At 61.7% G+C, this 21,641-nt stretch carries 25 protein-coding genes; 16 read left to right on the forward strand and 9 right to left on the reverse strand.

The genetic code is table 11. The features are described 5' to 3' along the window. Positions 1 to 14: 14 nt before the first annotated feature. Both NKH29_RS04970 and tolA read left to right on the forward strand, forming a co-directional pair. Positions 15 to 905: a glutathione S-transferase family protein gene (locus tag NKH29_RS04970; RefSeq protein WP_352588332.1), complete on the forward strand. Its 891-nt coding sequence runs from the start codon at positions 15 to 17 to the stop codon at positions 903 to 905. A gap of 363 nt (positions 906 to 1,268) precedes the next feature. Further along, positions 1,269 to 1,673 (forward strand): cell envelope integrity protein TolA, encoded by a 405-nt coding sequence (gene tolA, locus NKH29_RS04975; protein WP_352999141.1) that lies wholly within the window; start codon positions 1,269 to 1,271, stop codon positions 1,671 to 1,673. Positions 1,674 to 1,810: 137 nt separating this feature from the next. Here tolA and NKH29_RS04980 read toward each other — a convergent pair whose 3' ends face one another. Then, positions 1,811 to 2,026, reverse strand: coding sequence for a hypothetical protein (locus tag NKH29_RS04980; RefSeq protein WP_023720934.1), 216 nt, complete (start codon positions 2,024 to 2,026; stop codon positions 1,811 to 1,813). A gap of 333 nt (positions 2,027 to 2,359) precedes the next feature. On the opposite strand from NKH29_RS04980, the gene NKH29_RS04985 reads away from it, so the two are divergent. Then, complete coding sequence (locus tag NKH29_RS04985; protein WP_352817760.1) at positions 2,360 to 3,352, forward strand: DUF2865 domain-containing protein; 993 nt, start codon at positions 2,360 to 2,362, stop codon at positions 3,350 to 3,352. Between the two features lie 91 nt (positions 3,353 to 3,443). On the opposite strand, the gene NKH29_RS04990 is transcribed toward NKH29_RS04985, so the two are convergent. Next, a complete protein-coding gene (locus tag NKH29_RS04990) occupies positions 3,444 to 3,797 on the reverse strand; it encodes a hypothetical protein (RefSeq protein WP_352494191.1) in 354 nt (117 codons plus the stop codon). Between the two features lie 661 nt (positions 3,798 to 4,458). On the opposite strand from NKH29_RS04990, the gene pstS reads away from it, so the two are divergent. Genes pstS through phoB form a run of 6 tightly spaced genes read left to right on the forward strand, consistent with a single transcriptional unit; the run spans position 4,459 to position 9,667 of the window. Next, entirely contained in the window at positions 4,459 to 5,520 is a 1,062-nt protein-coding gene (pstS, locus tag NKH29_RS04995) for a phosphate ABC transporter substrate-binding protein PstS (protein WP_031194537.1), read from the forward strand. 59 nt (positions 5,521 to 5,579) lie between these two features. Beyond that, positions 5,580 to 6,566 (forward strand): phosphate ABC transporter permease subunit PstC, encoded by a 987-nt coding sequence (pstC, locus tag NKH29_RS05000; protein ID WP_502896305.1) that lies wholly within the window; start codon positions 5,580 to 5,582, stop codon positions 6,564 to 6,566. 3 nt (positions 6,567 to 6,569) lie between these two features. Next, positions 6,570 to 7,421: a phosphate ABC transporter permease PstA gene (gene pstA, locus NKH29_RS05005; RefSeq protein ID WP_023720929.1), complete on the forward strand. Its 852-nt coding sequence runs from the start codon at positions 6,570 to 6,572 to the stop codon at positions 7,419 to 7,421. Continuing rightward, positions 7,418 to 8,221 carry a phosphate ABC transporter ATP-binding protein PstB gene (gene pstB, locus NKH29_RS05010; RefSeq protein WP_352494192.1) on the forward strand — a complete coding sequence of 268 codons (804 nt, stop codon included), beginning with the start codon at positions 7,418 to 7,420 and terminating at the stop codon, positions 8,219 to 8,221. The genes pstA and pstB overlap by 4 nt, the downstream gene beginning before the upstream one ends. 32 nt (positions 8,222 to 8,253) lie before the next feature. Then, positions 8,254 to 8,961 (forward strand): phosphate signaling complex protein PhoU, encoded by a 708-nt coding sequence (gene phoU / locus NKH29_RS05015; protein ID WP_023720927.1) that lies wholly within the window; start codon positions 8,254 to 8,256, stop codon positions 8,959 to 8,961. Between the two features lie 16 nt (positions 8,962 to 8,977). Continuing rightward, entirely contained in the window at positions 8,978 to 9,667 is a 690-nt protein-coding gene (gene phoB, locus NKH29_RS05020) for a phosphate regulon transcriptional regulator PhoB (protein ID WP_031194536.1), read from the forward strand. 9 nt (positions 9,668 to 9,676) lie between these two features. Here phoB and NKH29_RS05025 read toward each other — a convergent pair whose 3' ends face one another. Continuing rightward, positions 9,677 to 10,921: an ROK family protein gene (locus NKH29_RS05025; RefSeq protein WP_023720925.1), complete on the reverse strand. Its 1,245-nt coding sequence runs from the start codon at positions 10,919 to 10,921 to the stop codon at positions 9,677 to 9,679. A gap of 286 nt (positions 10,922 to 11,207) precedes the next feature. Between NKH29_RS05025 and xylF the strand changes: the two genes are divergently transcribed. The 4 genes from xylF to NKH29_RS05045 all read left to right on the forward strand — a co-directional run bounded on the left by xylF (position 11,208) and on the right by NKH29_RS05045 (position 16,289). Continuing rightward, a complete protein-coding gene (gene xylF, locus NKH29_RS05030) occupies positions 11,208 to 12,248 on the forward strand; it encodes a D-xylose ABC transporter substrate-binding protein (protein ID WP_352641763.1) in 1,041 nt (346 codons plus the stop codon). Positions 12,249 to 12,390: 142 nt separating this feature from the next. Beyond that, positions 12,391 to 13,722 (forward strand): sugar ABC transporter permease, encoded by a 1,332-nt coding sequence (locus tag NKH29_RS05035; protein ID WP_352641765.1) that lies wholly within the window; start codon positions 12,391 to 12,393, stop codon positions 13,720 to 13,722. 14 nt (positions 13,723 to 13,736) lie between these two features. Then, positions 13,737 to 14,537 carry an ATP-binding cassette domain-containing protein gene (locus NKH29_RS05040; RefSeq protein ID WP_023720922.1) on the forward strand — a complete coding sequence of 267 codons (801 nt, stop codon included), beginning with the start codon at positions 13,737 to 13,739 and terminating at the stop codon, positions 14,535 to 14,537. A gap of 129 nt (positions 14,538 to 14,666) precedes the next feature. Beyond that, positions 14,667 to 16,289 (forward strand): CHASE domain-containing protein, encoded by a 1,623-nt coding sequence (locus NKH29_RS05045; protein ID WP_352547163.1) that lies wholly within the window; start codon positions 14,667 to 14,669, stop codon positions 16,287 to 16,289. A 99-nt stretch (positions 16,290 to 16,388) separates the two neighbouring features. On the opposite strand, the gene NKH29_RS05050 is transcribed toward NKH29_RS05045, so the two are convergent. The 5 genes from NKH29_RS05050 to NKH29_RS05070 all read right to left on the reverse strand — a co-directional run bounded on the left by NKH29_RS05050 (position 16,389) and on the right by NKH29_RS05070 (position 19,714). Beyond that, complete coding sequence (locus NKH29_RS05050; protein WP_006328050.1) at positions 16,389 to 16,634, reverse strand: YMGG-like glycine zipper-containing protein; 246 nt, start codon at positions 16,632 to 16,634, stop codon at positions 16,389 to 16,391. A 345-nt stretch (positions 16,635 to 16,979) separates the two neighbouring features. Then, the gene (locus NKH29_RS05055) at positions 16,980 to 17,150 is read right to left on the reverse strand and encodes a hypothetical protein (RefSeq protein ID WP_352494195.1); all 171 of its coding nucleotides are present in this window, start codon (positions 17,148 to 17,150) and stop codon (positions 16,980 to 16,982) included. Between the two features lie 138 nt (positions 17,151 to 17,288). Continuing rightward, a complete protein-coding gene (locus NKH29_RS05060; protein WP_352515608.1) occupies positions 17,289 to 18,323 on the reverse strand; it encodes a sensor histidine kinase in 1,035 nt (344 codons plus the stop codon). Positions 18,324 to 18,513: 190 nt separating this feature from the next. Beyond that, positions 18,514 to 18,678 carry a DUF1328 domain-containing protein gene (locus NKH29_RS05065; protein ID WP_023678541.1) on the reverse strand — a complete coding sequence of 55 codons (165 nt, stop codon included), beginning with the start codon at positions 18,676 to 18,678 and terminating at the stop codon, positions 18,514 to 18,516. 241 nt (positions 18,679 to 18,919) lie between these two features. After that, on the reverse strand, positions 18,920 to 19,714 hold the full coding sequence (locus NKH29_RS05070; RefSeq protein ID WP_023678542.1) for a response regulator: 795 nt from the start codon (positions 19,712 to 19,714) through the stop codon (positions 18,920 to 18,922). A gap of 215 nt (positions 19,715 to 19,929) precedes the next feature. On the opposite strand from NKH29_RS05070, the gene NKH29_RS05075 reads away from it, so the two are divergent. Then, entirely contained in the window at positions 19,930 to 20,133 is a 204-nt protein-coding gene (locus tag NKH29_RS05075) for a NepR family anti-sigma factor (protein WP_023720919.1), read from the forward strand. Between the two features lie 3 nt (positions 20,134 to 20,136). Then, on the forward strand, positions 20,137 to 20,688 hold the full coding sequence (locus NKH29_RS05080; RefSeq protein ID WP_023678544.1) for a sigma-70 family RNA polymerase sigma factor: 552 nt from the start codon (positions 20,137 to 20,139) through the stop codon (positions 20,686 to 20,688). A gap of 30 nt (positions 20,689 to 20,718) precedes the next feature. Here NKH29_RS05080 and NKH29_RS05085 read toward each other — a convergent pair whose 3' ends face one another. After that, positions 20,719 to 21,087, reverse strand: coding sequence for a response regulator (locus NKH29_RS05085; RefSeq protein WP_352480853.1), 369 nt, complete (start codon positions 21,085 to 21,087; stop codon positions 20,719 to 20,721). A gap of 226 nt (positions 21,088 to 21,313) precedes the next feature. Between NKH29_RS05085 and NKH29_RS05090 the strand changes: the two genes are divergently transcribed. Further along, on the forward strand, positions 21,314 to 21,640 hold the full coding sequence (locus NKH29_RS05090) for an ElaB/YgaM/YqjD family protein (RefSeq protein ID WP_352999143.1): 327 nt from the start codon (positions 21,314 to 21,316) through the stop codon (positions 21,638 to 21,640). Position 21,641 lies beyond the last annotated feature (1 nt).

A 21,641-nucleotide genomic window follows, 5' to 3' on the forward strand; every position in this document is an offset into this window, starting at 1 on the left:
AAAGGGAGGACACAATGGCAAAGACGACAACGAAGAGTGCGAAGAAGCCGGCCGCCAAGGCCGCTCCGAAACCAGCTGCCAAGGCCGCGACAAAGCCTGCTGCCAAGGCGTCGAAAGCGTCCGCCAAGTCGGCAACGAAAGCCGCCGCAAAACCTGCAGCCAAGGCATCCGCGAAGTCCGCGCGGAAGGCCGTAGCGAAATCAGCGAAAAAACCCGCGCTGATGCTCAGCATGCTGAAGCCGAGCGTCAACAATATGAGCGTACGGGTGTTTGCGCGCGCGGCCGGGCTCGACCATTCCGAGACCGACGTATGGGGCCACACGCGCTCGCCTGAATATATGGCGCGAAACCCGGCCCACCTGACCCCGATGATCGAGGACAAGGGCCTGCCGAGAGGTGTCTTGTGGGAAAGCTGCGCCATCATGCAGTACCTCGCCAACAAGCACGGGCTGGAAAAATTGTACCCTAAGGAACCCGCCAAGCGGGCAATGATCGACAGTGCCATGTTCTACCTGATCGGCACGCTCTACCCCTATGTGGCGCGCGCCACCTATCCAGCACTGAATTTCCCGCAATATGCCGGCGAGGTCGGCCACAGCGACGCTCATCCCGACAGGAAATCGGAAGCCCAGAAGGCCGCGGCGGCCGCAATTGCCGAGCCGCTGGAGGTCTTTCACAGCTTCTTCAGGAACGGCAAGCCGTTCATCGGCGGCAAGAACCCGTCGATCGCCGACATCCGTCTGGCGGCGACGCTCGAGTTCCTCGCCGTCATCGACTATGCGCTGCCCCAATGGGCAAAAGACTATATGACGGCGATCGAGAAGAAGCTCGGCAAGGCCTATGCCGAGCCGGCCGGCGATGTGCGCGGCTATATCGCCTATGTGCGGTCGCAGGCCAACGCCTGAGGCACGTGCAGGCCGGCGATCGTCCGTACGTTCTGCAGGAGCCGGTAACGATCTGGGGTAATTCTTTTTACTCTCCCCTGTTTGCACGATGTGGGGAGCTTAAGGTTTCGTTAACCGAAACCCTTTCTACTGTATCCACCTCCAGCCCGCGACCACGGATGTACTGGCGCGGATGGAAAGCAAAGGTCGGCTGCTCGCCGGCCTTTTGCTTGTTGCAGCCCTGCCGAAGTTGCGGTCGACGGCGCTTCCCGACGCCTGCATGGCTGATGAAGCGCGTTGCTGGCACCTTGTCATCGCCGATGTCGGCCCTACCATCGAAGTTAGTCACGTCCTCGAGGGCGGTTCAAGGACAGAGGCCCTGTCATGAAAAGCATTGCTGGAATGGTGGTGATTGCAGGCGCCATGCTGGCGGGTGCAGCCGGTCAATCGAATGCAGCGACGCTCAACACCATGCCCGAGGTCGGGGCTGCCATCCAGGCGTGCTGGACCCCCCCAGCGAATGCCGGGAATTCCACCGTCACCCTGAGCTTCAGCTTCAGGCGCAATGGCACGCTGATCGGCCGGCCCAAGCCGACCGCCATCCGCGTGGCCGGCGACGACAAGGCGCGGCAAGCTTTTGTCGACGCGGCGATTGCGGCCGTGGACCACTGCCTGCCGTTGAGCCTTTCACCGGCGCTGGCTGAAGGCATCCCGGGCAAGGTGTTCACTCTGCAATTCAACTCGCCCAAACAAAAACAGCCTGCAACGCGGGTGCAGGCTTCGCCTTGATCTTTTCCGACAACCGGATTCTACTTTTCGGGATCTAGCGCATGTCGAGCAAAAGTGTGCAGCGGTTTTGCGACAACGACATGCATAAAACAAGAACCTAAGCGCGTCGCATGAGGCCCGGTCGACCGCGATGCGCTTTAGTGGCGGCTTCGTCTGGCCTCGACATGTCGCGCCAGTTCCGGCATTTCGAAGACATAGTCGCTCCAGGCCGATTCCGGAATCTGGCCGGCGAGATAGCACTCCAGCAAAAGCCTCTGCTCGTGGTCGAGCGGCCTCGGTGTGCGTTCATGGTCCAGCCCAAGTGAATGGAACAGATTCCTGGTCAGGCCCGCGACAGTGAAATGAATCGACATTTGCGGTCTCCTCCTTTGGCCGCTCAACGCCGAACTTGGGGCTAAGGTTTCAGCAACGGCCGGCCGGTAACGCCGGATTGATCGCGGTGCGGAACCGGCCGGGTGCTTCAAACTTCGCCGTGGCGCGAGTTCGCCGGCGTTGCTGCCGGTTCGTCTCAATCTTGAAATAAAAATGTAATATTGAATTTACGCCAGTGGATATAATACACTAGAACTAAAGTCTCTGGTGGCGGGGCGGTCTACTTCAATTAGGTAAAACTGATTTAGCCAGTACTTATCCATAGTCGACAAAGAAATCCTGTTCTCGGCGCAACAAGGACAATGGTCGCTCCAATGACACGCTTCTGGCTTCTCACGATTCTGATGCTGGTGTCGGCAATAGCCGTTGCGCTCGGCACGTCCTCCTCCTATGCGGATAGCTGCGGCGCGATCAGGAGCCAATTGCTTTCGGCGGGGCGTGGCGCCGGGACCAGCCCCGAGCTTGCCCAACTACGCCGGCAACTCGCCGCGATTCAAAGGCTGGAGAGACAGCGCCGATGCACGGCGAAAACGGCCGGGTTCTTCTTCAACCCCTGCGCCGACCTCGTAAGCAGCAAGGCGGAGGTGCAACGGCAGATCGCCAGACTGTCGAATTCGGGCAGGGACACCTCCGGCCTGAAGGCCAGGTTCGTCGCGCTGGGCTGCGCCGCCCCCGCTGCCAAGAAGCAGCAGGCGCAGCAAGACCAGCCGCCGGCGCAGCAGCGCACAGCACCCAAAACCCAGTCCGCAGGCGCAACAATGGGTGGCAATCGGATGCTGTTTTGCGTTCGCTTGTCGGACGGATATTTCTTCCCCGCGCCAAAATCGCAGTTCGCCAAGAACGACGATCTGAAGGAAACGGTCGATCAGTGCCGCTATATCTGCGACGATGCCGGCGTCGAACTCTATACGCTGAGCGATGCCACCCGCGAGACCGAAGAGATGATCGCGCTCGAGACGCAAAAGCCCTATGTGGAGCTTGCGACCGCCTTCAGGTACCGCGACGACGCGAACTTCAAGGCCTGCGACGTCAAGCGCTATTACCAGCGCGTCGCCGAACTCAGGGCACGAACCGTGACACCGGCCAACATGAGCAACGCCATCATTCCGTTGCCGACGGCAAAGCCGGATTTTGGCAGCGTCGCGGAAATTCCTGAATCCGGGATCGAAACCGCCGGTACCGCTCTCGCAGGGGCAAAAACGCCGGTTGCCGAGGTGCCAGGGGCTGCCCAGCATCAGTCGGTCGAAAGAGCGATCGGCGCGCGGCCGGTGAGAGTGGTCGGGCCGGCCTTTTTCCCGGCGGACTGACCAGGGCAGGCGATGTCCCGAGACGGCGAACGGCTGGCCGGATAGCCGCTTCAAGGCCTACAGCCGCACGTATCGACCGACGGCCGGTTGGTTATTCGCAGACCATGCGGGCCCGTTTGCCGGGCAGGCTGACATTCCTGCAGGTGAGCGGCTTCGCCGGCTCCGATGACAGCATGGGCGGGTTGGCGACGACCTTCCTTCGTGGCGCTGCAACGGAAGCTGCGCTCCTGCGCACCGCCGGCCTTTTCGGCGTTTGAGGCGCCACAGGAAAGACATCGGTCTCCAGCTGCGACTGTTCGGCTTGCGCCTGCGGAGAAGGCCGGTCCCAGAAACGGCGAACATCGAGCGGCTTGGGAATGATCACGGTGCCGTCATAGCTGCGCGCGCAGCCGGTTCCCAGAAGCAGCGCCAGGCACAGGAAGACAGGCAGAATCCGTCGAAACATCAGCAACACCCCTGCAAGCTTATAACGCTGCTTCGGCCCAACCGACAACCGGCGGAATAGTGCAGAGGGAGTAGGTAAGGTGAAGTAGAAATCGCCGCACTTCCAGTCGAAGGCCCCGCTCGAAAGATCGATCGCCGGGTCGGGCGCGGATGGAGGTCCAGCGCGAGGCGAATTAAAACCTTGCGATTCGTCACCGCTTCCAGCGTAAGGCCATGGTGCGATCGCACCATACCCAATGGCGCGCTCAGTCGCGACAATGGGATATTCGAAGTTCCGCTCCTCCAGTTACGGGCGGGAGCAGCGACCGCCGGCAAGAAACAGGGTCAGATTTACCCCAACGGACCTGTTTCGGCGATGGCGCGGCCATGACACGTTCTGGCTGCATGCAACGCGCTCCCGTCCGGCTTTTTTCTTCTCAAGGTCAGTGGCTGCTATCGTCGAGCGGACAAAGCCGGCCGGAATTCACGCAAGCTGCTGATTCCAGCGGCAAACCGCGGCCCATGCCGACAAAGCCCGCGGCCGTTCCTTCTTAACCCGGCTGGACGACGTTACCGGAGCGACATGAAACTGTCATGCGACTGTAATAATCGGGGGCTATTGGCCTCAGCGGGCGCCGGAGGAATGGCGCCGAGAGACCATATTCCGAACAGGAGCAGGCCACATGAGACATTTCATCCGCTCGGCGGCCGTTGCGATTGCAATGGCTGCGGCGACGACTACCCTCACCCTGTCCGCCGCGCTCGCCGCGGACATCTCCGGCGCCGGCGCCACCTTCCCCTACCCGATCTATGCGAAGTGGGCCGACACTTACAAGAAAGACACCGGCATTGGGCTTAACTATCAGTCGATCGGTTCCGGCGGCGGCATCAAGCAGATCAAAGCCAAGACCGTTACCTTCGGCGCTTCTGATGCGCCGCTGAAAGGCGAAGAGCTTGAATCGTCCGGATTGGCTCAGTTCCCGATGGTGATGGGCGGCATCGTTCCCGTCGTCAACCTCGAAGGCATCAAGCCGGGCGAGTTGGTTCTCGACGGCCCGACGCTGGCCGACATCTTCCTCGGCAAGATCACGAGCTGGGATGACGAGGCGATCAAGAAGCTCAATCCCGACGTCAAGCTGCCTTCGCAGGCGATCGCGGTCGTTCACCGTTCCGATGGGTCGGGCACGACGTTCAACTTCACATACTACCTCGGCGACGTCAGCGCGGACTGGAAAGAAAAGGTCGGCGTCGACAAGGCCGTGGAATGGCCCGTGGGCATCGGCGCCAAGGGCAATGAGGGCGTTGCCAACAACGTCTCCCAGACCGGCGGCGCGATCGGCTATGTCGAATACGCCTATGCCAAGCAGAACAAGCTCACCCACACCGATATGATCAACAAGGACGGCAAGAAGGTCGAACCCACCGCGGCGGCATTCTCGGCGGCAGCGGCCAATGCCGACTGGAGCTCGCAGCCGGGCTATGGCGTCATCCTCGCCAACGAGCCGGGCGCCGAGTCCTGGCCAATGACGGCGGCGACGTGGATCCTCCTGTACAAGAAGCCGGACGACGCGGCGACCACCGGCGAAGCGCTCAAATTCTTCGCCTGGGCATACGACAAGGGCGACGAGATGGCCGGCGAGCTGGACTACGTTCCGATGCCCGACAAGGTGGTCGAGAGCGTCAAGGCCATGTGGGCCAAGGAAGTCGTCGGCAGCGACGGCAAGCCGCTCTACTCGGCTATGTAATCTCCTCCAGGGAGGGCGTCGACGGCGCCCTCCCTGTTGCCTTCAATCGCGAGGACCCAATGACCATCGCTTCCGATGCCATGCTATCATCTGCAGCCCGGGCCAGGGAAGCTACGGTGCGGCGCTTCGCGCTCACAGACGCCATATTCCGCGGACTCACCCGCGCTTCCGCAATTCTTGTGCTGGTCATCCTCGGTGGTGTCGCAATCTCGCTGTTTGCCGGCTCATGGCAGGCCCTGTCGTCCTTCGGGTTCTCTTTCCTGACGACTGAAAGCTGGAATCCGGTAACGGAAAAATTTGGCGCGCTGGCGCCGATCTACGGCACGCTGGTCACGGCGGCCATCGCCATCCTGATCGCGGTTCCGATCGGCATCGGCATTGCCGTGTTTCTCACCGAACTCTGCCCGCGCCCGCTCAGGCGCCCGATCGGCATAGCGGTCGAGCTGTTGGCCGGCATTCCCTCGATCATCTACGGCATCTGGGGCCTGTTCGTGTTCGCGCCGTTCCTGCAGACGACGATACAGCCCTTCATCATCAACATCTTCCACGGCGTGCCGGGACTATCCAGCCTTTTCGCCGGCCCTCCTTACGGCATCGGCCTTCTGACCTCGGCGCTGATCCTCGCCATCATGGTGCTGCCCTTCATCACCTCGATCACCAAGGACGTCTTCGATACGGTGCCGGCGGTGCTGAAGGAATCGGCCTACGGCATCGGTTGCACGACCTGGGAAGTGACCCGGCGCGTGGTCATTCCCTATACCCGCATCGGTATCATGGGCGGCGTCATGCTTGGCCTCGGCCGCGCGCTCGGCGAAACCATGGCGGTGACCTTCGTCATCGGCAACGCCCACCGCATCAGCGCCTCCCTGTTCGCGCCGGGCACGACCATCTCGGCGACCATCGCGAATGAATTCACCGAGGCCGACGGCGATCTCTACACCTCTTCCCTGGTTTCGCTCGGCCTGATCCTGTTCGTCATCACTTTCCTGATCCTTGCCGCCGCCCGCTATATGCTGATGCGGATCGACGCCCGTACGGGAGCCTGACCGATGTCGACATCCTCATCGCTCCACAGCCGCCGCAAAGCCAGAAATTCGGTGATGATGGCGCTTTGCGTCGTCGCCGCCGGCATCGGGCTTGCCTGGCTGGCGCTCATTCTCGGTGCACTGGTCTATAAGGGCACAGCCGGGCTTTCGTTCGCGGTCTTCACCGAGATGACGCCACCGCCAGGCGAGGCCGGCGGCCTGCTCAATGCAATCGCGGGCAGCCTGCTGATGACGATCATCGCCGTTGTCGTCGGCACGCCGATCGGCGTGCTGGCGGGAACCTACATGGCCGAATATGGGCGTTTCTCGCGCATCACCACCGTCGTGCGCTTCATCAACGACATCCTGTTGTCGGCGCCGTCGATCATCATCGGCTTGTTCGTCTATGAGTTGATGGTGCGGCCAATGGGGCATTTCTCGGCCATAGCCGGCGCCGTTGCGCTTGCCATCCTGGTCATTCCGGTGGTCGTGCGCACCACTGAAGACATGCTCAACCTGGTGCCGAACGCGTTGCGTGAAGCCGGCGCCGCGATCGGCGCGCCGCGCTGGGTGGTGATCCGTTCGGTCGCCTACCGCGCCGCATTGTCCGGCATCGTCACCGGCATATTGCTGGCGATAGCACGCATTTCCGGCGAGACGGCGCCGCTGCTCTTCACCGCGCTCAACAACCAGTTCTGGAGCAGCAATATCAACGCGCCGATGGCCAGCCTGCCGGTGACCATCTTCCAGTTCGCTCTCAGCCCTTACGAGGAATGGCAGCAACTGGCGTGGACCGGCGCACTCATAATCACCCTGACGGTTCTGGGCTTGAGCATCCTCGCCCGCAGCCTTACCGGACGCAGAGAGGACAGATGACACAGATGTTGTCCGCGGACATGACGATGACCGAGACGGTCGCCGAGAAGACGAAGATCGAGGTCAAGAACCTCAACTTCTACTACGGCCAGAGCAAGGCGTTGAAGGACATCACCTTGTCGCTGCCCGAGCGCAGCGTCACTGCCTTCATCGGCCCTTCGGGCTGCGGGAAATCGACGCTGCTGCGTGTGTTCAACCGCATCTACGAACTCTACCCGAAGCAGACAGCCGAGGGCCAGGTGCTGCTCGACGGCAAGAACATTCTCGACCGCTCGCAGGACCTCAATCTCCTGAGGACCAAGATCGGCATGGTGTTCCAGAAGCCGACGCCGTTCCCGATGTCGATCTACGAGAACATCGCCTTCGGCGTCAGGCTTTATGAGAATCTGGGCAAGTCCGAAATGGACGGCCGCGTCGAACAAGCGTTGAAGCGGGCCGCGCTGTGGGGCGAGGTCAAGGACAAGCTCAACGCCAGCGGCTTGAGCCTGTCAGGCGGCCAGCAGCAGCGGCTTTGTATTGCCCGCACCGTGGCGGTGAAGCCGGAAGTCATTCTGCTCGACGAGCCGGCTTCGGCACTCGACCCGCTGTCGACCGCCAAGATCGAGGAACTGATCGACGAATTGCAAGCCGACTACACGATCGTCATCGTCACCCACAACATGCAGCAGGCGGCGCGCGTATCGCGCCAGACCGCCTTCATGTATCTGGGTGAACTGGTAGAGTTCGACCGGACCGAGAAGATCTTCACGTCGCCCCGCGAGAAGCGCACGCAGGATTACATCACCGGCCGCTTCGGCTGAGCCGTTCCGATCACGCATATGAGGACAGGACCATGGGCGAACACACAGTCGCTTCTTTCGACGAGGATCTCGAGCAGATCAGCAAGCTGATCCGCGACATGGCCGACCTCGCCGGTTCGATGGTCGGCGGGGCGACCAAGGCCCTGTTGAATTCTGACAACGTGCTGGCGCAACGCGTCGTTTCCGACGATGCCATCATGGATGCGCGTCAACGCGAACTGGACGACCGCGCCATCACCCTGATCGCCAAGCGCCAGCCGATGGCCCACGATCTGCGCCATGTCGTCGGGGCGATCCGCATGGCCGGCGATCTCGAACGCATCGGCGACCTTGCCAAGAATATCGCCAAGCGTGTGAGTGCGGTCGGCCTTAGCGTCACACCGCGCGACCTATCGCATTCCATCGATGCGATGGCGCAGCTGGTGCTCATCCAGGTGCAGGGCGTCATCGAGGAGTATGCTGCAGGCGATGCGGCCGCGTTGGCCAAGCTACGCGCCGCCGACGAGCGCATCGACGTCAAATATACGTCGGTGTTCCGCGAACTGTTGACCTACATGATGGAAGACCCGCGCAACATCACCGCTTGCACGCATCTGCTGTTCTGCGCCAAGAATCTGGAGCGGATCGGCGACCATGTCACCAACATCGCCGAAAATGCGTATTATGTGCTGACCGGCGAGCAATTGCCGGTCAATCGTCCGAAGCAAGACGAAACGACAATGTCCGCACCGGCGACATGATGGGGGTGCCCAGCCGATGATCGCACCACGCATAATGGTGGTGGAGGACGAGGAGCCGTTGGGTGTGCTGCTCCGCTACAATCTCGAATCCGAAGGCTACCAGGTCGAGGTGGTGACACGCGGCGACGAAGCCGAGATCCGTTTGCAGGAGAATGTGCCCGATCTTCTGGTGCTCGACTGGATGATACCAGCGGTTTCCGGCATCGAGCTCTGCCGCCGGTTGCGGGTGCGCCCCGAAACCGAACGGCTGCCGATCATCATGCTGACCGCGCGCGGCGAGGAGAGCGACCGGGTACGCGGTCTTTCGACCGGCGCCGACGACTATCTGGTCAAACCGTTTTCGACACCGGAATTCATGGCCAGGGTCAAGGCGCTGCTGCGCCGCGCCAAGCCGGAAGTGCTGTCCAGCGTGCTGAAGGTCGGCGACATCGTGCTCGATCGCGAATCGCACAGGGTGTATCGCAAGAAGACCGAGATCCGGCTCGGGCCGACCGAATTCCGGCTGCTCGAATTCATGATGCGGCATCCGGGCCGCGTCTTCTCGCGCAGCCAGTTACTCGATAATGTCTGGGGCGAGACGATCTATATCGACGAACGCACCGTCGACGTGCATGTCGGGCGGCTGCGCAAAGCCGTCAACAACGGCCGCATGCCTGATGTCATCCGCACCATCCGCGGTGCCGGCTACGCGATCAGGGAAGATTGACCCGCCCAGTCAGGCTACGTTCTTTCTGACGCCGGGCCTCATTTGCGCGCCCGGCGCGAAAATCTGCTGGTCGACGAAGCTTAACGCCCGCATTGCACAGCCTTCGCGGATCAGCGGCAATTCGTTCGGCTCGGTATCGAAGGAGATCGAGCCCGAATGCTGGCCGCCGGCGGTCTGGGCGATGGCCTTCCGCAAGGCCGGCTCGATCAGATCAAAGGCGGCGGCACTGGCGCCGACCATTGCGACCGGTGCCGGATCGATCAGCGCGAACAGCGAGCCGAGACCGAAACCCAGCGCTTCGCCGGCCTTGCGGTAGGCTTCGCGTTCCGGCCCGTCCTTCTCGCGCGCCCGAACCGCCAGCGCGCGCATGTCGGCGTCGCTGACGTCGGCGACCGGTTGGCTGTCTTCGCTCATCTGCGTGGCGTTGCGCCAGATGGCGTAATTGCCGGCATAGGCCTCGATGCAGCCGCGCCGCCCGCAACGGCAGAGCGCGCCGCCCGGACGATGGATCATGTGGCCAAACTCGCCGCCCGAGGAATGCGTGCCGGTGAACAGCTCGCCCTTCAACACCAGCCCCATGCCGATGCCGTGCGAAAGCAGGATGGCGATGAAGTCGTCGCGATAGCGATCCGGATCGCGCCAGCGCAAAGCCACCGCCATCATATTGCAGTCGTTCTCCACCGTGGCCGGGATGCCGAATTCATCTTCCAGCATGTCGGCAAAGGCGATGTCCGTCTGCGGCGTGATCGGCGACCACAGCATGGCGCGTGCAGGGGAGTCGGTAATTCCCTGAATCGCCAGGGCGATGCGGGCGACACTGCGGACGTCAAGATCTGGATCGTCCAGCCGGCGCCGGACGATGGCCATGCATTCGCGGATCAGTTCGTCGCGCGGCATGGTCAGCGTGTCCAGCCGGCGCTGTTCCTCGGCGACCACCTGCCCCGCATAGTCGATGATGGCGGCCGACAGGAAATTCAGCGACAACACCACGGTCAGCACCGCCGCCGCTTCCGGATTGAGGGCGAGGCCGACCTGCGGACGACCGCGTTTCAACGAAACGGGTTCGCTTGCCTTGCTCTCGGCGAGGATGCCTTCCCGTATCAGGTCGGAGGAGATCGCCGATATGGTCGAATGGCTGAGGCCGGTGGTTGCGGCGATCTCCGTACGCGATGGCTGGCCGGCCCGGCGCACGGCCGAGATCACCATCGCCCGGTTGCGCCGGCGCAAATCGTCATGGCGGATTCCGACCGACATCGTTTTGCTTTCCTCCCGGTTTGCCGCGGCCGCTCATGAACCGGAAGCCGTCGGTAATGCCGACAAATAGTGTCAGATGAGGCAAATAGTGTCAGATGCAGGTGGCGCTGTCATCGTTTATTCCGAAGCTCGAAAAAACTCGCAGCAACATCAAAATCCATCAGAATCGATGTTGACAGCAGCGGGAGATCGGGCCACTATTTTTTCGAGGCTCGAAAAAATTAGCGCCTCTAAGCTGGCCTTTGGGGCCAATTGGTCACGCCGTACGCGGCGCAGGGAGGATATGATGAAGAAATTCACGACCGCCATTCTGGCGGGTGTCGCCATGACGCTGGCGCTTGCGTCGGTGGCGCAGGCTAAGGACAAGGTCATCGGCGTTTCCTGGTCGAACTTCCAGGAAGAGCGCTGGAAGACCGACGAAGCCGCAATGAAGGCGGCCATCGAGGCCGCAGGCGACAAGTATATTTCCGCCGACGCACAGTCCAATCCGGGCAAGCAGCTCACCGACGTCGAGAGCCTGATCTCGCAGGGCGCCAACGCACTGATCATCCTGGCGCAGGACGCCTCGGCGATAGGGCCGGCCGTGCAGAAGGCGCTGGACGAAGGTATTCCGGTTGTCGGCTACGACCGGCTGATCGAGAACAAGGACGTCTTTTACCTGACCTTCGACAACAAGGAAGTCGGCCGCATGCAGGCCCGCGACGTGTTCAAGGTGAAGCCGGAAGGCAACTATGTCTTCATCAAGGGCTCGGGCGCCGATCCGAATGCCGATTTCCTTTTTGCCGGTTCGATGGAAGTGCTGAAGGACGCCATCGACAGCGGCAAGATCAGGAATGTCGGCGAGGCCTATACCGACGGCTGGCTGCCGGCCAACGCCCAGAAGAACATGGAACAGTTCCTGACCGCGAACGACAACAAGGTCGATGCGGTGGTCGCCGCTAACGACGGCACTGCCGGCGGCGTCGTCGCCGCACTGACGGCGCAAGGGTTGGCTGGATCGGTTCCGGTCTCGGGCCAGGACGGCGACCACGCCGCGCTGAATCGCATCGCGCTCGGCACACAGACGGTCTCGGTGTGGAAGGACGCGCGCGAGCTCGGCAAGAACGCCGCCGAGATCGCCTCACAATTGGCCGACGGCAAGCAGATGACCGACATTGCCGGCGTGAAGGATTTCACCACGCCCGGCGGCAACACCGTAAAGTCCCTGTTCCTGACCCCGGTCGCCATCACCAAGGACAACCTCAACGTCGTCATCGACGCCGGCTGGATCAAGAAAGAAGAGGTCTGCGCGGGCGTGGCGGCGGGCGCTGTTCCGGTCTGCAACTGATCCGAGTTTCCGAGAAGTCCGAACGCCGCGGCCGCTTGCCGCGGCGTTTTTTCAAGAAAGAATTGTTTTTCCGCTTCCGGCGGATAACTTCTAGGCTGCTTCCGGCATCCGCGGCAGACGGCAACCCGGCGGGAGAAACATCATGACCGACACGACTTCCAACACGCCGGTCGACAGCTCGACGGCAGACCGGGCGCGGGAATCGGAGCTCGGCGTCGTTGCCCGATTTCTCAAGGCAACCGAACTCGACACGCGCATGCTCGGCATGGTCGGCGCGCTGCTGGTCATCTGGGTCGGGATCCACATACTGTCGGGCGGGCTCTTCCTGACGCCGCGCAATCTCTGGAACCTTTCGGTGCAGACCTCGTCGGTGGCGATCATGGTGACCGGCATGGTGCTGGTCATCGTGATGCGCAACATCGATCTTTCCGTCGGCTCCGTGGAAGGCGTGATCGGCATGGTGATGGGCGTGGCGCAGGCCGAATTCCTCGTCCGCATCATGGGATTTCAGCTTGGCAGCCCCTGGCTGTGGGTCATCGCACTGGCCGCCGGCCTGGTGCTCGGCCTGGCTATCGGAGCGTTTCAGGGTTTCATCATCGCCTATCTCCAGGTTCCTGCCTTTATCGTGACGCTCGGCGGATTGCTGGTCTGGCGCGGCATGGCGTGGCTGATCACCAGCGGGCGCACCGTTGCGCCGCTGGACAGGACCTTCCAGCTGATGGGCGGCGGACCACGGGGCTCGATCGGCGCCACCTGGAGCTGGATCGTCGGTGTCCTCGCCTGCGCGGCCGTTGCCTTCATGCTCTTCAACGGCCGCTCGCAGCGCAAGCGCTTCAACTTTCCGCTGCGCCCTGTCTGGGCGGAAAGCTTGCTCGGCGTGATAGCCTGCGCCGCCATCCTCGGCGCCGTGTGGATCGCCAATTCCTATCCTTGGCCGGTCGGCATCGTACGCCAATATGCCCAGCAGAACGGCATCACCGTTCCCGAGGGCGGGTTGTTCATCGCCCACGGCATCGCCATACCTGTGCTGATGGCCGTGGCCGCGGGCATCGTCATGACCTTCATCACCAGACGCACCCGTTTCGGCCGCTATGTCTTTGCCATAGGCGGCAATCCGGAAGCGGCCGAACTCGCCGGCATCAACACACGCTGGGTCACCATGAAGGTGTTCATGATCATGGGCGTGCTGGCCGCGATCAGTGCGGCGATCGCATCGGCGCGCCTCAACGCGTCGACTAATGCGCTGGGGACCCTGGACGAGCTGCTGGTCATCGCGGCGGCCGTGATCGGCGGCACGTCGCTCGCCGGCGGCTCCGGCACGGTGCTCGGCGCCATGCTCGGCGCGCTTTTGATGCAGTCGCTGCAATCCGGCATGGTGCTGCTCGGCATCGATTCGCCGCTGCAGAGCATCGTTGTCGGCGCCGTGCTGGTGGTCGCGGTGTGGCTCGATACCGTCTATCGCAAACGGGTCTAGTGAGGAGAACGAGCATGGCAGACAGGACCGCTCCCACGGGCACGCCGCTGATCGACATGCGCAACATCTCGATCGCCTTCGGCGGCATTCGCGCCGTCGACGATGCCTCGGTCGATCTTTTTCCGGGCGAGGTGATGGCTTTGCTCGGCCATAACGGTGCCGGCAAATCGACGTTGATAAAAATCCTGTCCGGCGCCTACAAGCGCGATGCGGGCCAGATTTTCGTCAACGGCGAGGAGGCTTCGATCTCCAATCCCCGCGACGCCAAGAAGTACGGTATCGAGACGATCTACCAGACGCTGGCGCTGGCCGACAATGTCGACGCGGCTGCCAACCTGTTTCTCGGCCGTGAGCTGATGACCGGCTGGGGTACGCTCGACGACGTCGCCATGGAGGCTGAGGCGCGCAAGGTGATGGGCAGGCTCAATCCGCGCTTCCAACGCTTCAAGGAGCCGGTGGTAAAGCTTTCGGGCGGCCAGCGGCAGTCGGTTGCGATCGCCCGCGCCATCCTGTTCAACGCCCGCATCCTGATCATGGACGAGCCGACAGCGGCACTCGGGCCGCAGGAGACGGCACAGGTCGGCGAACTGGTCAGGCAGCTCAAGGCCGACGGCATCGGCATCTTCCTGATCAGCCATGACATCCATGACGTGTTCGAGCTTGCCGACCGCGTCTGCGTCATGAAGAACGGTCGGGTTGTCGGCACGGCGCGCACGACCGATGTCACCCAGGACGAGGTGCTCGGTATGATCATCCTCGGCAAGTGCCCGCCCGGCGCCATCCCAGGGCCGGGCGCCCTGAAGATCGCGGCCTGAACGAGAATTAGCCGGCTAATCACAAGTCGCCAAAATGTGCCAGCAGTCACCATGCTTTGGCCTCGCCATTGTGTTGGCGTCGGGAGTTGCCCATAAAGATGCCGAACCGTCCACGGGACGTATCGGCAATTGAAGAAACTCTTTCCGACCGTAGCTTTCATCGCCGTCGCGCTGATCAGCCTGACGATGGCGGGTTTTGCCTATTTTGCCACCCAGGAAGCCGCCCGTATAAAATTCGAGGCGACGGCGGACGACGCGCTTAACCGGATCGAAAGCCGCATCGACCTGGACCTGTCGCTGCTGCGCTCAACCCGGGCATTGTTCGATGCGCGCAATGGCGGTATCTCGCAAGGCGAGTTCAAGGCTTTCTTCAACGCGCTCGACATCGACAATAATTTCGCCGGCCTGCGCGGCATCGGCTTCCTCCGCCTGGCGAAAACTGAAAACGAGGCGGCGGTCGAGCGCGATATCCTGCACGATCACGGCGCAAGCCATCCGATCTATCCCGACACGAACTTGCCGTGGCGTACGCCCATCGTGCTGTTCGAGCCGCTGGACCCGTCCAATAAATCCAGCATCGGTTATGATATGTTCACCGGGCCGGTGCGGCGCGAGGCGATCGAAAAGGCGATGGTCGACGACCAGCTGCACGCCAGCGGGCTCGTGCAGCTCGGCAAGGATACGGGTGCCGCGCAGACCTTCACCGGGTTCCTCGTCTTCGTCCGGCTCAATGTCGAAACCGCGCCGGACGCCGTCAACGCATCGAGATCTTCGACTGCCGGCTTCCTCTATGCGGCCTTCCGCTCCCGGGACCTGTTCCAGGCTGCGCTCAGCCGGGCACCTCTGTTGCCGGTCAACACCGAAATCTATGACGGCGCTGTGAACAGTGACAACCTGCTGTTCCAGTCGGAAACGCCGCCTGTTTCAGCCCTTGGCGACAGGCTGCTGATCACCCGCAAGATCACCGTTGCCGGTCGGCCGTGGGTCGTCCTGTTCAGGCCGACAAGTGCTTTCTCGCAACCTTCCTCGCGTGCCATTCCGGTGATGCTCGGATTGTTCGGGCTACTGCTTGCGGGCGCCATCGCGCTGGTGGCCCGCTATCAGGAGCGGGCCTATGAGGCGGTCTCGCTGCTTCACGAAACGACCGAAAAGAGCCTGCTGGAAAAAGACCTGATGCTGCAGGAGATGAAGCATCGCATCAAGAACTCGATCACGCGGGTGCTGGCAATCGCGCGCCAGACAGCATCGCACACCGCCGACGTCCAAGAGTTCTCGGCATCATTTTCGGCTCGGCTGCAGGCGATGGCGGCTTCCCAGGACATGCTGACGCGCTCACGCTGGCAGAAAGCCGATCTCGGCGACCTGCTGCGCATCGAGCTTGGCCAGGTGTTCGGAAGCGAGCTTCCTGAAGGGCTGTTGTCGGGACCGGAGGTTCTTCTCGACGAAAAGACGACGCAGGCACTCGGCCTCGTCTTTCACGAACTGGCGACGAATGCGCTGAAGCATGGCGAAACCGGCAATTCAGTCGGTGCGCTCAAGGTCGACTGGTCGCTCGAAGGCCGCGGCGGAGCCCGGACATTGGCTCTCAACTGGCGCGAGGCCGGGCAGAGGAAGCTCGAGACACCGGCGAAGAGCGGTTTCGGCACCAGACTGATCGATCTCAACGTCACACGCGAGTTGCGTGGCACAATCAGGCGCGATTTTCACGAAAACGGCTTGAACGTGGAAATCAAGGTTCCGCTGCCGGCTTGAAACGCCGTCTCGTGAGCCGCATCGCGACAGCGCTTTGGAAGTGCAAACGCGGAGACAGGTGGTCTGCCTCCGCGTTTGCTGTTCGCCTGGAACTCGAAACTAGTTGCAGCGAGCTGTGTAGATCCGGCCGTGACGATCTCTGTATTGGCAGTAGCCATTTTGCAGGCGGCGAACCAGCAGACCGCCAATCGCACCAGCGCCAGCGCCGATCAAAGCGCCCTTGCCGCCGCCGACAGCGCCACCAATAAGCGCGCCGCCCACAGTGCCGATACCCACGTTCTCTTCCGTGGTGGTGCAGCCGCTGACCGCAACCACGGCAACCATGGCAATAATCATCTTCCGCATGGAGTCATCCTCACTTTGTCCTCACTTTAACAAGCTCCAGCCGCCATCTAGCATGAAAGTGCGGCCTCTGCGCGCACGATTTCATTGTTGATTAAGATAGTCTTTTCGGACGTGCGCCGTTCGATGCTACCACGAACTCGGAAATCTCCAAGGACGCATCGAGCGTGGCGTCGGGATGCACATTCCAGACAATCCTGTCATAGCCGTCCTCGAGCGCAGGATCGACGGCAAGACATTTGGCGCCGACATGTTGGGCTTGGCCCTGCCGGTCGATGACCGCGAACGGGGGCGCGCCGCCGTGCACTCGGCCGCGGTTTCAAAGGAATCAAGCAGAGGCGAGCTCGATCAGATCAACTGGGACGCGGCGGTCAGGACGATCGCGGCCATAAGCGCAAAGGCGGCGAAGCGAAGGGGCAAAGCACGAGGCGCGGGCGCTGCGGACACGTCGGGATCCTGAAAACCGCCCATCGAGACGCGAGCGGCCTGTTCCAGTCTGTTCAAGTCGGCAGCCGTCAAGGCCCATTCCTTTCATATTGTGCCAAACTCAATCAATGTCCGCTGAATCGGCACGTTCGGACAGGATCGGACTTTATGGTGAACAGTCGGTTAAGGCGGGGTGATGCAGCCAGCCTTCTTCCTGCGGCCGCCGTTCGTTCAATCCGTCTCGAAATTGCCGTGAGGAACGACAAGACGGTATTCGAGGCGGTTCCCGGTGATCTCAAGTGTCGCCGTTCCATTCAACGAAGTGGGCACGACGCGTTCAAGTGCGACGCTGCCAAAACGCTTCTCGCTGCGTTGATTGTCGTTGGCTCCGATCACTTCGGCCCATGTCAGCGACAGCGCAGGCTCGCCAGCGGAAGCGGCCGTCAGATCGGCCGTCACCTCGACGAAACCATCGCTGCGCGACAGCGCGCCATAGCTGACCGAATTGACGGCGAGCTCATGCATGGCCAAGCCGATGTGCAAGGCAGCATTGGGATTGAGATATGGATTTGCGCCGCGGAAACGCAGGCTGTGCATGGGGTCCGCGCCGTACCTTCCGACCTGACCGGAAACCAGCTCGCGCAGCGCCGCTCCCCGCCAGTTGGATGACGTAACTAGGTCCTGCGAGGAGGCCAGCGACTGCAATCGGCCCCGGAAACGCGTCAGGAAATCGTCAATGCTGCCGGAATAACGCCCCGTCTGGGTGGCGATGCTCTGGATGATGGCCAAAAGGTTCTTGGAGCGGTGACTGACCTCGCGCAGCAGCGCCTTCAGCGTCTGCTCCCGGCGTTTCTGCTCGGTTGTTTCGACCATGGTGGTCACGACGCCCTGCACCGCGCCGGTCTCGCTGCGGTCGGCGTCGATCCATACCTGAAACCAGCGGGCGCCATCATCGGCCGGCACGCTGAGTTCGAGATGTTGAGGATTGCCGGAGACGATGACGTCGTGCTTGGCGGCGCCGATACGCTCTGCCTGCGCCGGCGGCAAGATGCCGTTGTTGTCGGAGGCATCAGAGGTCCATGGTGCGCGCATGTTGCGCGCCCACACCGTCTTCATCTCGCGATCCTGGTATAGAACGGAAATCCCGGCATTGTGCAAGGCGTGGAGAAGGGCTCGGCCAAGCTGCATTCCGCTTTCGGCGGGATGCAGAGCGATGATCTCATCCCTCTGGCCGCGGTCTTTCATTTTTCCGACTCTGGAACGCATCGGTAATTTGCTCAACCCACGTCGGGCTGAACGGCTCACGGAAAAATGGGTTCCAAAAGGAGGAGCTTCGGATCGAGCCCTAAAAAGCGGTCCGCCGAGCGGCATCCCGTTGGAGGACACTGCCCGGCGGTGGCTGGAAACCGTTTGAGGGGTGCGGCTTCCAGTGTTCGCTTGAATGGCCGCTTGGCATTCACGCCCGTCTGATCAGGCCGGCAATAAGCGATATGATCAGGAAGGCGAGAAAGATGAAGAACAATATCTGCGCTATGCCGGCCGAAGTGCCAGCGATGCCGCCGAAACCAAGCGCACCGGCGATGATCGCCACGACGAGAAATACGAGCGCCCAGTAAAGCATGATCCATCTCCTTCCAATGCTGCGGTGAAAACGTGATTCGCCTCCGTTTGTTCCACCATTTCCCGAAAAAGACGATGCTGAAAATCGTTACGGCCCGAATTGCTGCGGTGTGTGCGAAAAGGTTCTCGTCAGGTTCGGCAGCAGTTGGCTGTCGTGTGTTAAGTCGGCGTCACGCCCCCATCCGGTCCAAGGGGAGTGGCTATCCCACACCCTGGCGGCCGCAACTCGGTCGCCAGCTGTTTTATGCCGCGGCCTTCGCGTGCCGGTCAAAGAACAGGGCCTGGCTGATAAGAGCCTTGACCATATCCGGGTTGAATGGCTTGGTGACGAGGAAAGCCGGTTCCGGCCGCTCGCCGGTGAGCAACCGCTCGGGAAAGGCGGTGATGAAGATCACCGGCACCGAGGTGGACGACAGGATTTCATTGACGGCCGCGATGCCCGAACTGCCGTCGGCGAGCTGAATATCGGCAAGCACCATCTTTGGCCGCGCCTTGCCGAACATCGCCACCGCCTCCGCGTGGGTGCGCGCTGTTCCGACGACGCGGTGGCCGAGGCTTTCGACCATTTCCTCGATATCCATGGCGATCAGCGGCTCATCCTCGATGATCAGCACGTCGGTTGCCACCTGACGGGAGATCTCGTTGCTCGCCTGAGCGAGAAGTTCTGAGAATTCCTGTTCGTCGACGTCGAGAATCTCCGCCGCCTCGTCTTCGCTGAAGCCTTCGACGGCGACCAGCAGAAAGGCCTGGCGGGGACGAGGCGCGATTGCATTCAGATTGGCCGCGGCGCGCTGCTCCCATGCCGATTGGGCATGCTCCTGCGGAACGCGAATGGCCACCGAGGTGAAGAGCTTGGCAAAGACCTTGTAGAGTGCGATGCGGTCGTTCGATGCGTCCGGAAAGATATCGACATCGGCAATGATGGCCTCGAGCATTGCGGCGACCAACGCGTCGCCGCTCTCCTGCGATCCGGATACCGCGCGCGAGAAGCGGCGCAGGAACGGCAGGTGCGGAGCGATGGTTGCTGATAGGCTCATATCGGACGTCTCCCTCATATGACGTGATTACATGTTACAGCTAAAAACGGTTCGCAAGCCCAAAGTTAAAAACGCGGGTTGTGCGAAAAAGTTCCGGTCATGCGGAACTAAGTATGCGGGCTGGCGTTTAGGGCGGGGTTGGGCAACCAGACGAGGCTGCCGCTTGCCTTGCGTTATGTGTTGAAGGGCGGCTTAAGGCTGGGACAAAGGGCGAAATGAAGAACATGACGAAAGCTACCACGGCTGGCGTTGGCAACGGGCGCCGGGCTGCTTCCCGCGACCCGCTTGGGCCGAACTCGGAAATCGGCCGCAAACTCAAACAATATTACGACGAGCTGGTCTCCGACAATGTGCCGGATCGCTTCGCACAACTGCTCAGCCAGTTGGAAAAGGCCGAACCTGTACAGAAGAAGGACTGAGGCATGGCGGCCGTCTCCCAGGGCTTCAAGACCGACTTGCTCGGCTCGATCCCGAGCCTGCGGGCTTTTGCCGTGTCGCTGACGCAAAATGCCGACAAGGCCGACGACCTGGTGCAGGAAACATTAGTCAAGGCCTGGGACAAGCATGAAAGCTTCCAGCCCGGCACCAATCTGAAGGCATGGCTGTTCACGATCTTGCGCAACGAATTCTATTCGCAGATGCGCAAGCGCGGCCGCGAGGTGCAGGACAGCGATGGCGTCATGACGGCCAGACTTGCCGTTCATCCGGCCCAGCACGGCCAGCTTGACCTCGAAGACTTTCGCGGCGCGCTCGAGTTGCTGCCCGAAGACCAGCGCGAAGCCATTATCCTCATCGGCGCATCGGGCTTTTCCTACGAGGAAGCGGCCGAGATCTGCGGCTGCGCCGTCGGAACGATCAAGAGCCGCGTCAGCCGCGCCCGCACGCGGCTGCAGGAAATCTTGAAGATCTCCGGTGAAGACGAGTATGGCCCGGACGCAATTTCGGCTCAGGTAACGGGGTCGACGGCAGCGTGAAGCGTGGGCGTGTTCGAGCCGCTCCGCGCCTCAGCGCCTGCAGGCCGCTGCCACTGCCTCGACGAGATCGTCTCCCGAATAGGGCTTGGTGACCAGTCTGACGCCGGGAAAGGATTTCTTGATCTCGTCCATATCCGACTGGCCCGAGGCGAAGACGAACGGGATGCCAGCTTCACGCAGCCGTGAAGCAAATTGAAGCGTCGAAACGCCGCTCAGCATGAGGTCGACGATGGCCACGTCGAACTGCGCGGCAACGTCTTGCTGTTCGATCTCAGTCAGATCACGGGCGATGACCACATCGAGCGCGCCGTAGTCGCGACAAAGCTGCTCGATATCCATGGCAATCAGGAACTCATCTTCCAGGATAAGAATCCGCAAACCGTCAAGCGATGGGCCCACGCAGCAATATCTCCTTAAATGCGTCTCTATCTTGAAACCGGGGAAGTCATGATCGCTATTTGGCATGCTGTCATTTAAAAAAGACATGCCGGCGGATGCGTCGGCCTCGGCCCTTGCAAGGCATTTGCAACGAGCGCTGCCGGAGATAGGGTTAGAAGAGGTTCGTGCCGGAACCTTGGGGTCTGTTGGGCGTTTTCGACCGAGCAAAAGCAAGGAGAGTGAAGCAATGGCGACTGCCGCAGGAAAGGCCGCGAACGAAGCCCGCACGAATTCCGATATTGAGGCCGACATCGCACAACTGAAGGCCGACATCGACCAACTTACCAAGCTGTTGGCCAAAACTGGCGAACATGGCCACGGGGCTGCGCGCCGCGCCGCCGCCGAGGGCGTCGAGCAGTTGCGAACCCAGGGCGAAGCAGCCTTCGACAGCCTGCGCAGCAACGCCAAGGACATCGAGGCGCAGCTGATAGCCCATATGCGCGAAAAGCCTGTGACTTCGCTGGCGATCGCCGCAGGCGTCGGGTTCCTCTTCGCGCTCCTCGCGCGCCGCTAGT

The sequence above is a fragment of the Mesorhizobium sp. M1295 genome, assembly GCF_040318135.1.
Lineage (GTDB): Bacteria > Pseudomonadota > Alphaproteobacteria > Rhizobiales > Rhizobiaceae > Mesorhizobium.

Bases quoted from the DNA above. Each gene is read 5' to 3' on its own strand.
- pstS (WP_031194537.1), top strand. From the start codon at position 4,459: ATGAGACATTTCATCCGCTCGGCGGCCGTTGCGATTGCAATGGCTGCG.
- NKH29_RS05035 (WP_352641765.1), top strand. From the start codon at position 12,391: ATGACCGACACGACTTCCAACACGCCGGTCGACAGCTCGACGGCAGAC.
- phoU (WP_023720927.1), top strand. From the start codon at position 8,254: ATGGGCGAACACACAGTCGCTTCTTTCGACGAGGATCTCGAGCAGATC.
- NKH29_RS04970 (WP_352588332.1), top strand. From the start codon at position 15: ATGGCAAAGACGACAACGAAGAGTGCGAAGAAGCCGGCCGCCAAGGCC.
- NKH29_RS05075 (WP_023720919.1), top strand. From the start codon at position 19,930: ATGAAGAACATGACGAAAGCTACCACGGCTGGCGTTGGCAACGGGCGC.
- NKH29_RS05065 (WP_023678541.1), bottom strand. From the start codon at position 18,678: ATGCTTTACTGGGCGCTCGTATTTCTCGTCGTGGCGATCATCGCCGGT.
- tolA (WP_352999141.1), top strand. From the start codon at position 1,269: ATGAAAAGCATTGCTGGAATGGTGGTGATTGCAGGCGCCATGCTGGCG.
- phoB (WP_031194536.1), top strand. From the start codon at position 8,978: ATGATCGCACCACGCATAATGGTGGTGGAGGACGAGGAGCCGTTGGGT.
- NKH29_RS05070 (WP_023678542.1), bottom strand. From the start codon at position 19,714: ATGAGCCTATCAGCAACCATCGCTCCGCACCTGCCGTTCCTGCGCCGC.
- NKH29_RS04980 (WP_023720934.1), bottom strand. From the start codon at position 2,026: ATGTCGATTCATTTCACTGTCGCGGGCCTGACCAGGAATCTGTTCCAT.
- pstA (WP_023720929.1), top strand. From the start codon at position 6,570: ATGTCGACATCCTCATCGCTCCACAGCCGCCGCAAAGCCAGAAATTCG.
- NKH29_RS04990 (WP_352494191.1), bottom strand. From the start codon at position 3,797: ATGTTTCGACGGATTCTGCCTGTCTTCCTGTGCCTGGCGCTGCTTCTG.
- NKH29_RS05025 (WP_023720925.1), bottom strand. From the start codon at position 10,921: ATGTCGGTCGGAATCCGCCATGACGATTTGCGCCGGCGCAACCGGGCG.
- NKH29_RS05090 (WP_352999143.1), top strand. From the start codon at position 21,314: ATGGCGACTGCCGCAGGAAAGGCCGCGAACGAAGCCCGCACGAATTCC.
- pstC (WP_502896305.1), top strand. From the start codon at position 5,580: ATGACCATCGCTTCCGATGCCATGCTATCATCTGCAGCCCGGGCCAGG.
- xylF (WP_352641763.1), top strand. From the start codon at position 11,208: ATGAAGAAATTCACGACCGCCATTCTGGCGGGTGTCGCCATGACGCTG.
- NKH29_RS05040 (WP_023720922.1), top strand. From the start codon at position 13,737: ATGGCAGACAGGACCGCTCCCACGGGCACGCCGCTGATCGACATGCGC.
- NKH29_RS05050 (WP_006328050.1), bottom strand. From the start codon at position 16,634: ATGCGGAAGATGATTATTGCCATGGTTGCCGTGGTTGCGGTCAGCGGC.
- pstB (WP_352494192.1), top strand. From the start codon at position 7,418: ATGACACAGATGTTGTCCGCGGACATGACGATGACCGAGACGGTCGCC.
- NKH29_RS04985 (WP_352817760.1), top strand. From the start codon at position 2,360: ATGACACGCTTCTGGCTTCTCACGATTCTGATGCTGGTGTCGGCAATA.
- NKH29_RS05080 (WP_023678544.1), top strand. From the start codon at position 20,137: ATGGCGGCCGTCTCCCAGGGCTTCAAGACCGACTTGCTCGGCTCGATC.
- NKH29_RS05060 (WP_352515608.1), bottom strand. From the start codon at position 18,323: ATGCGTTCCAGAGTCGGAAAAATGAAAGACCGCGGCCAGAGGGATGAG.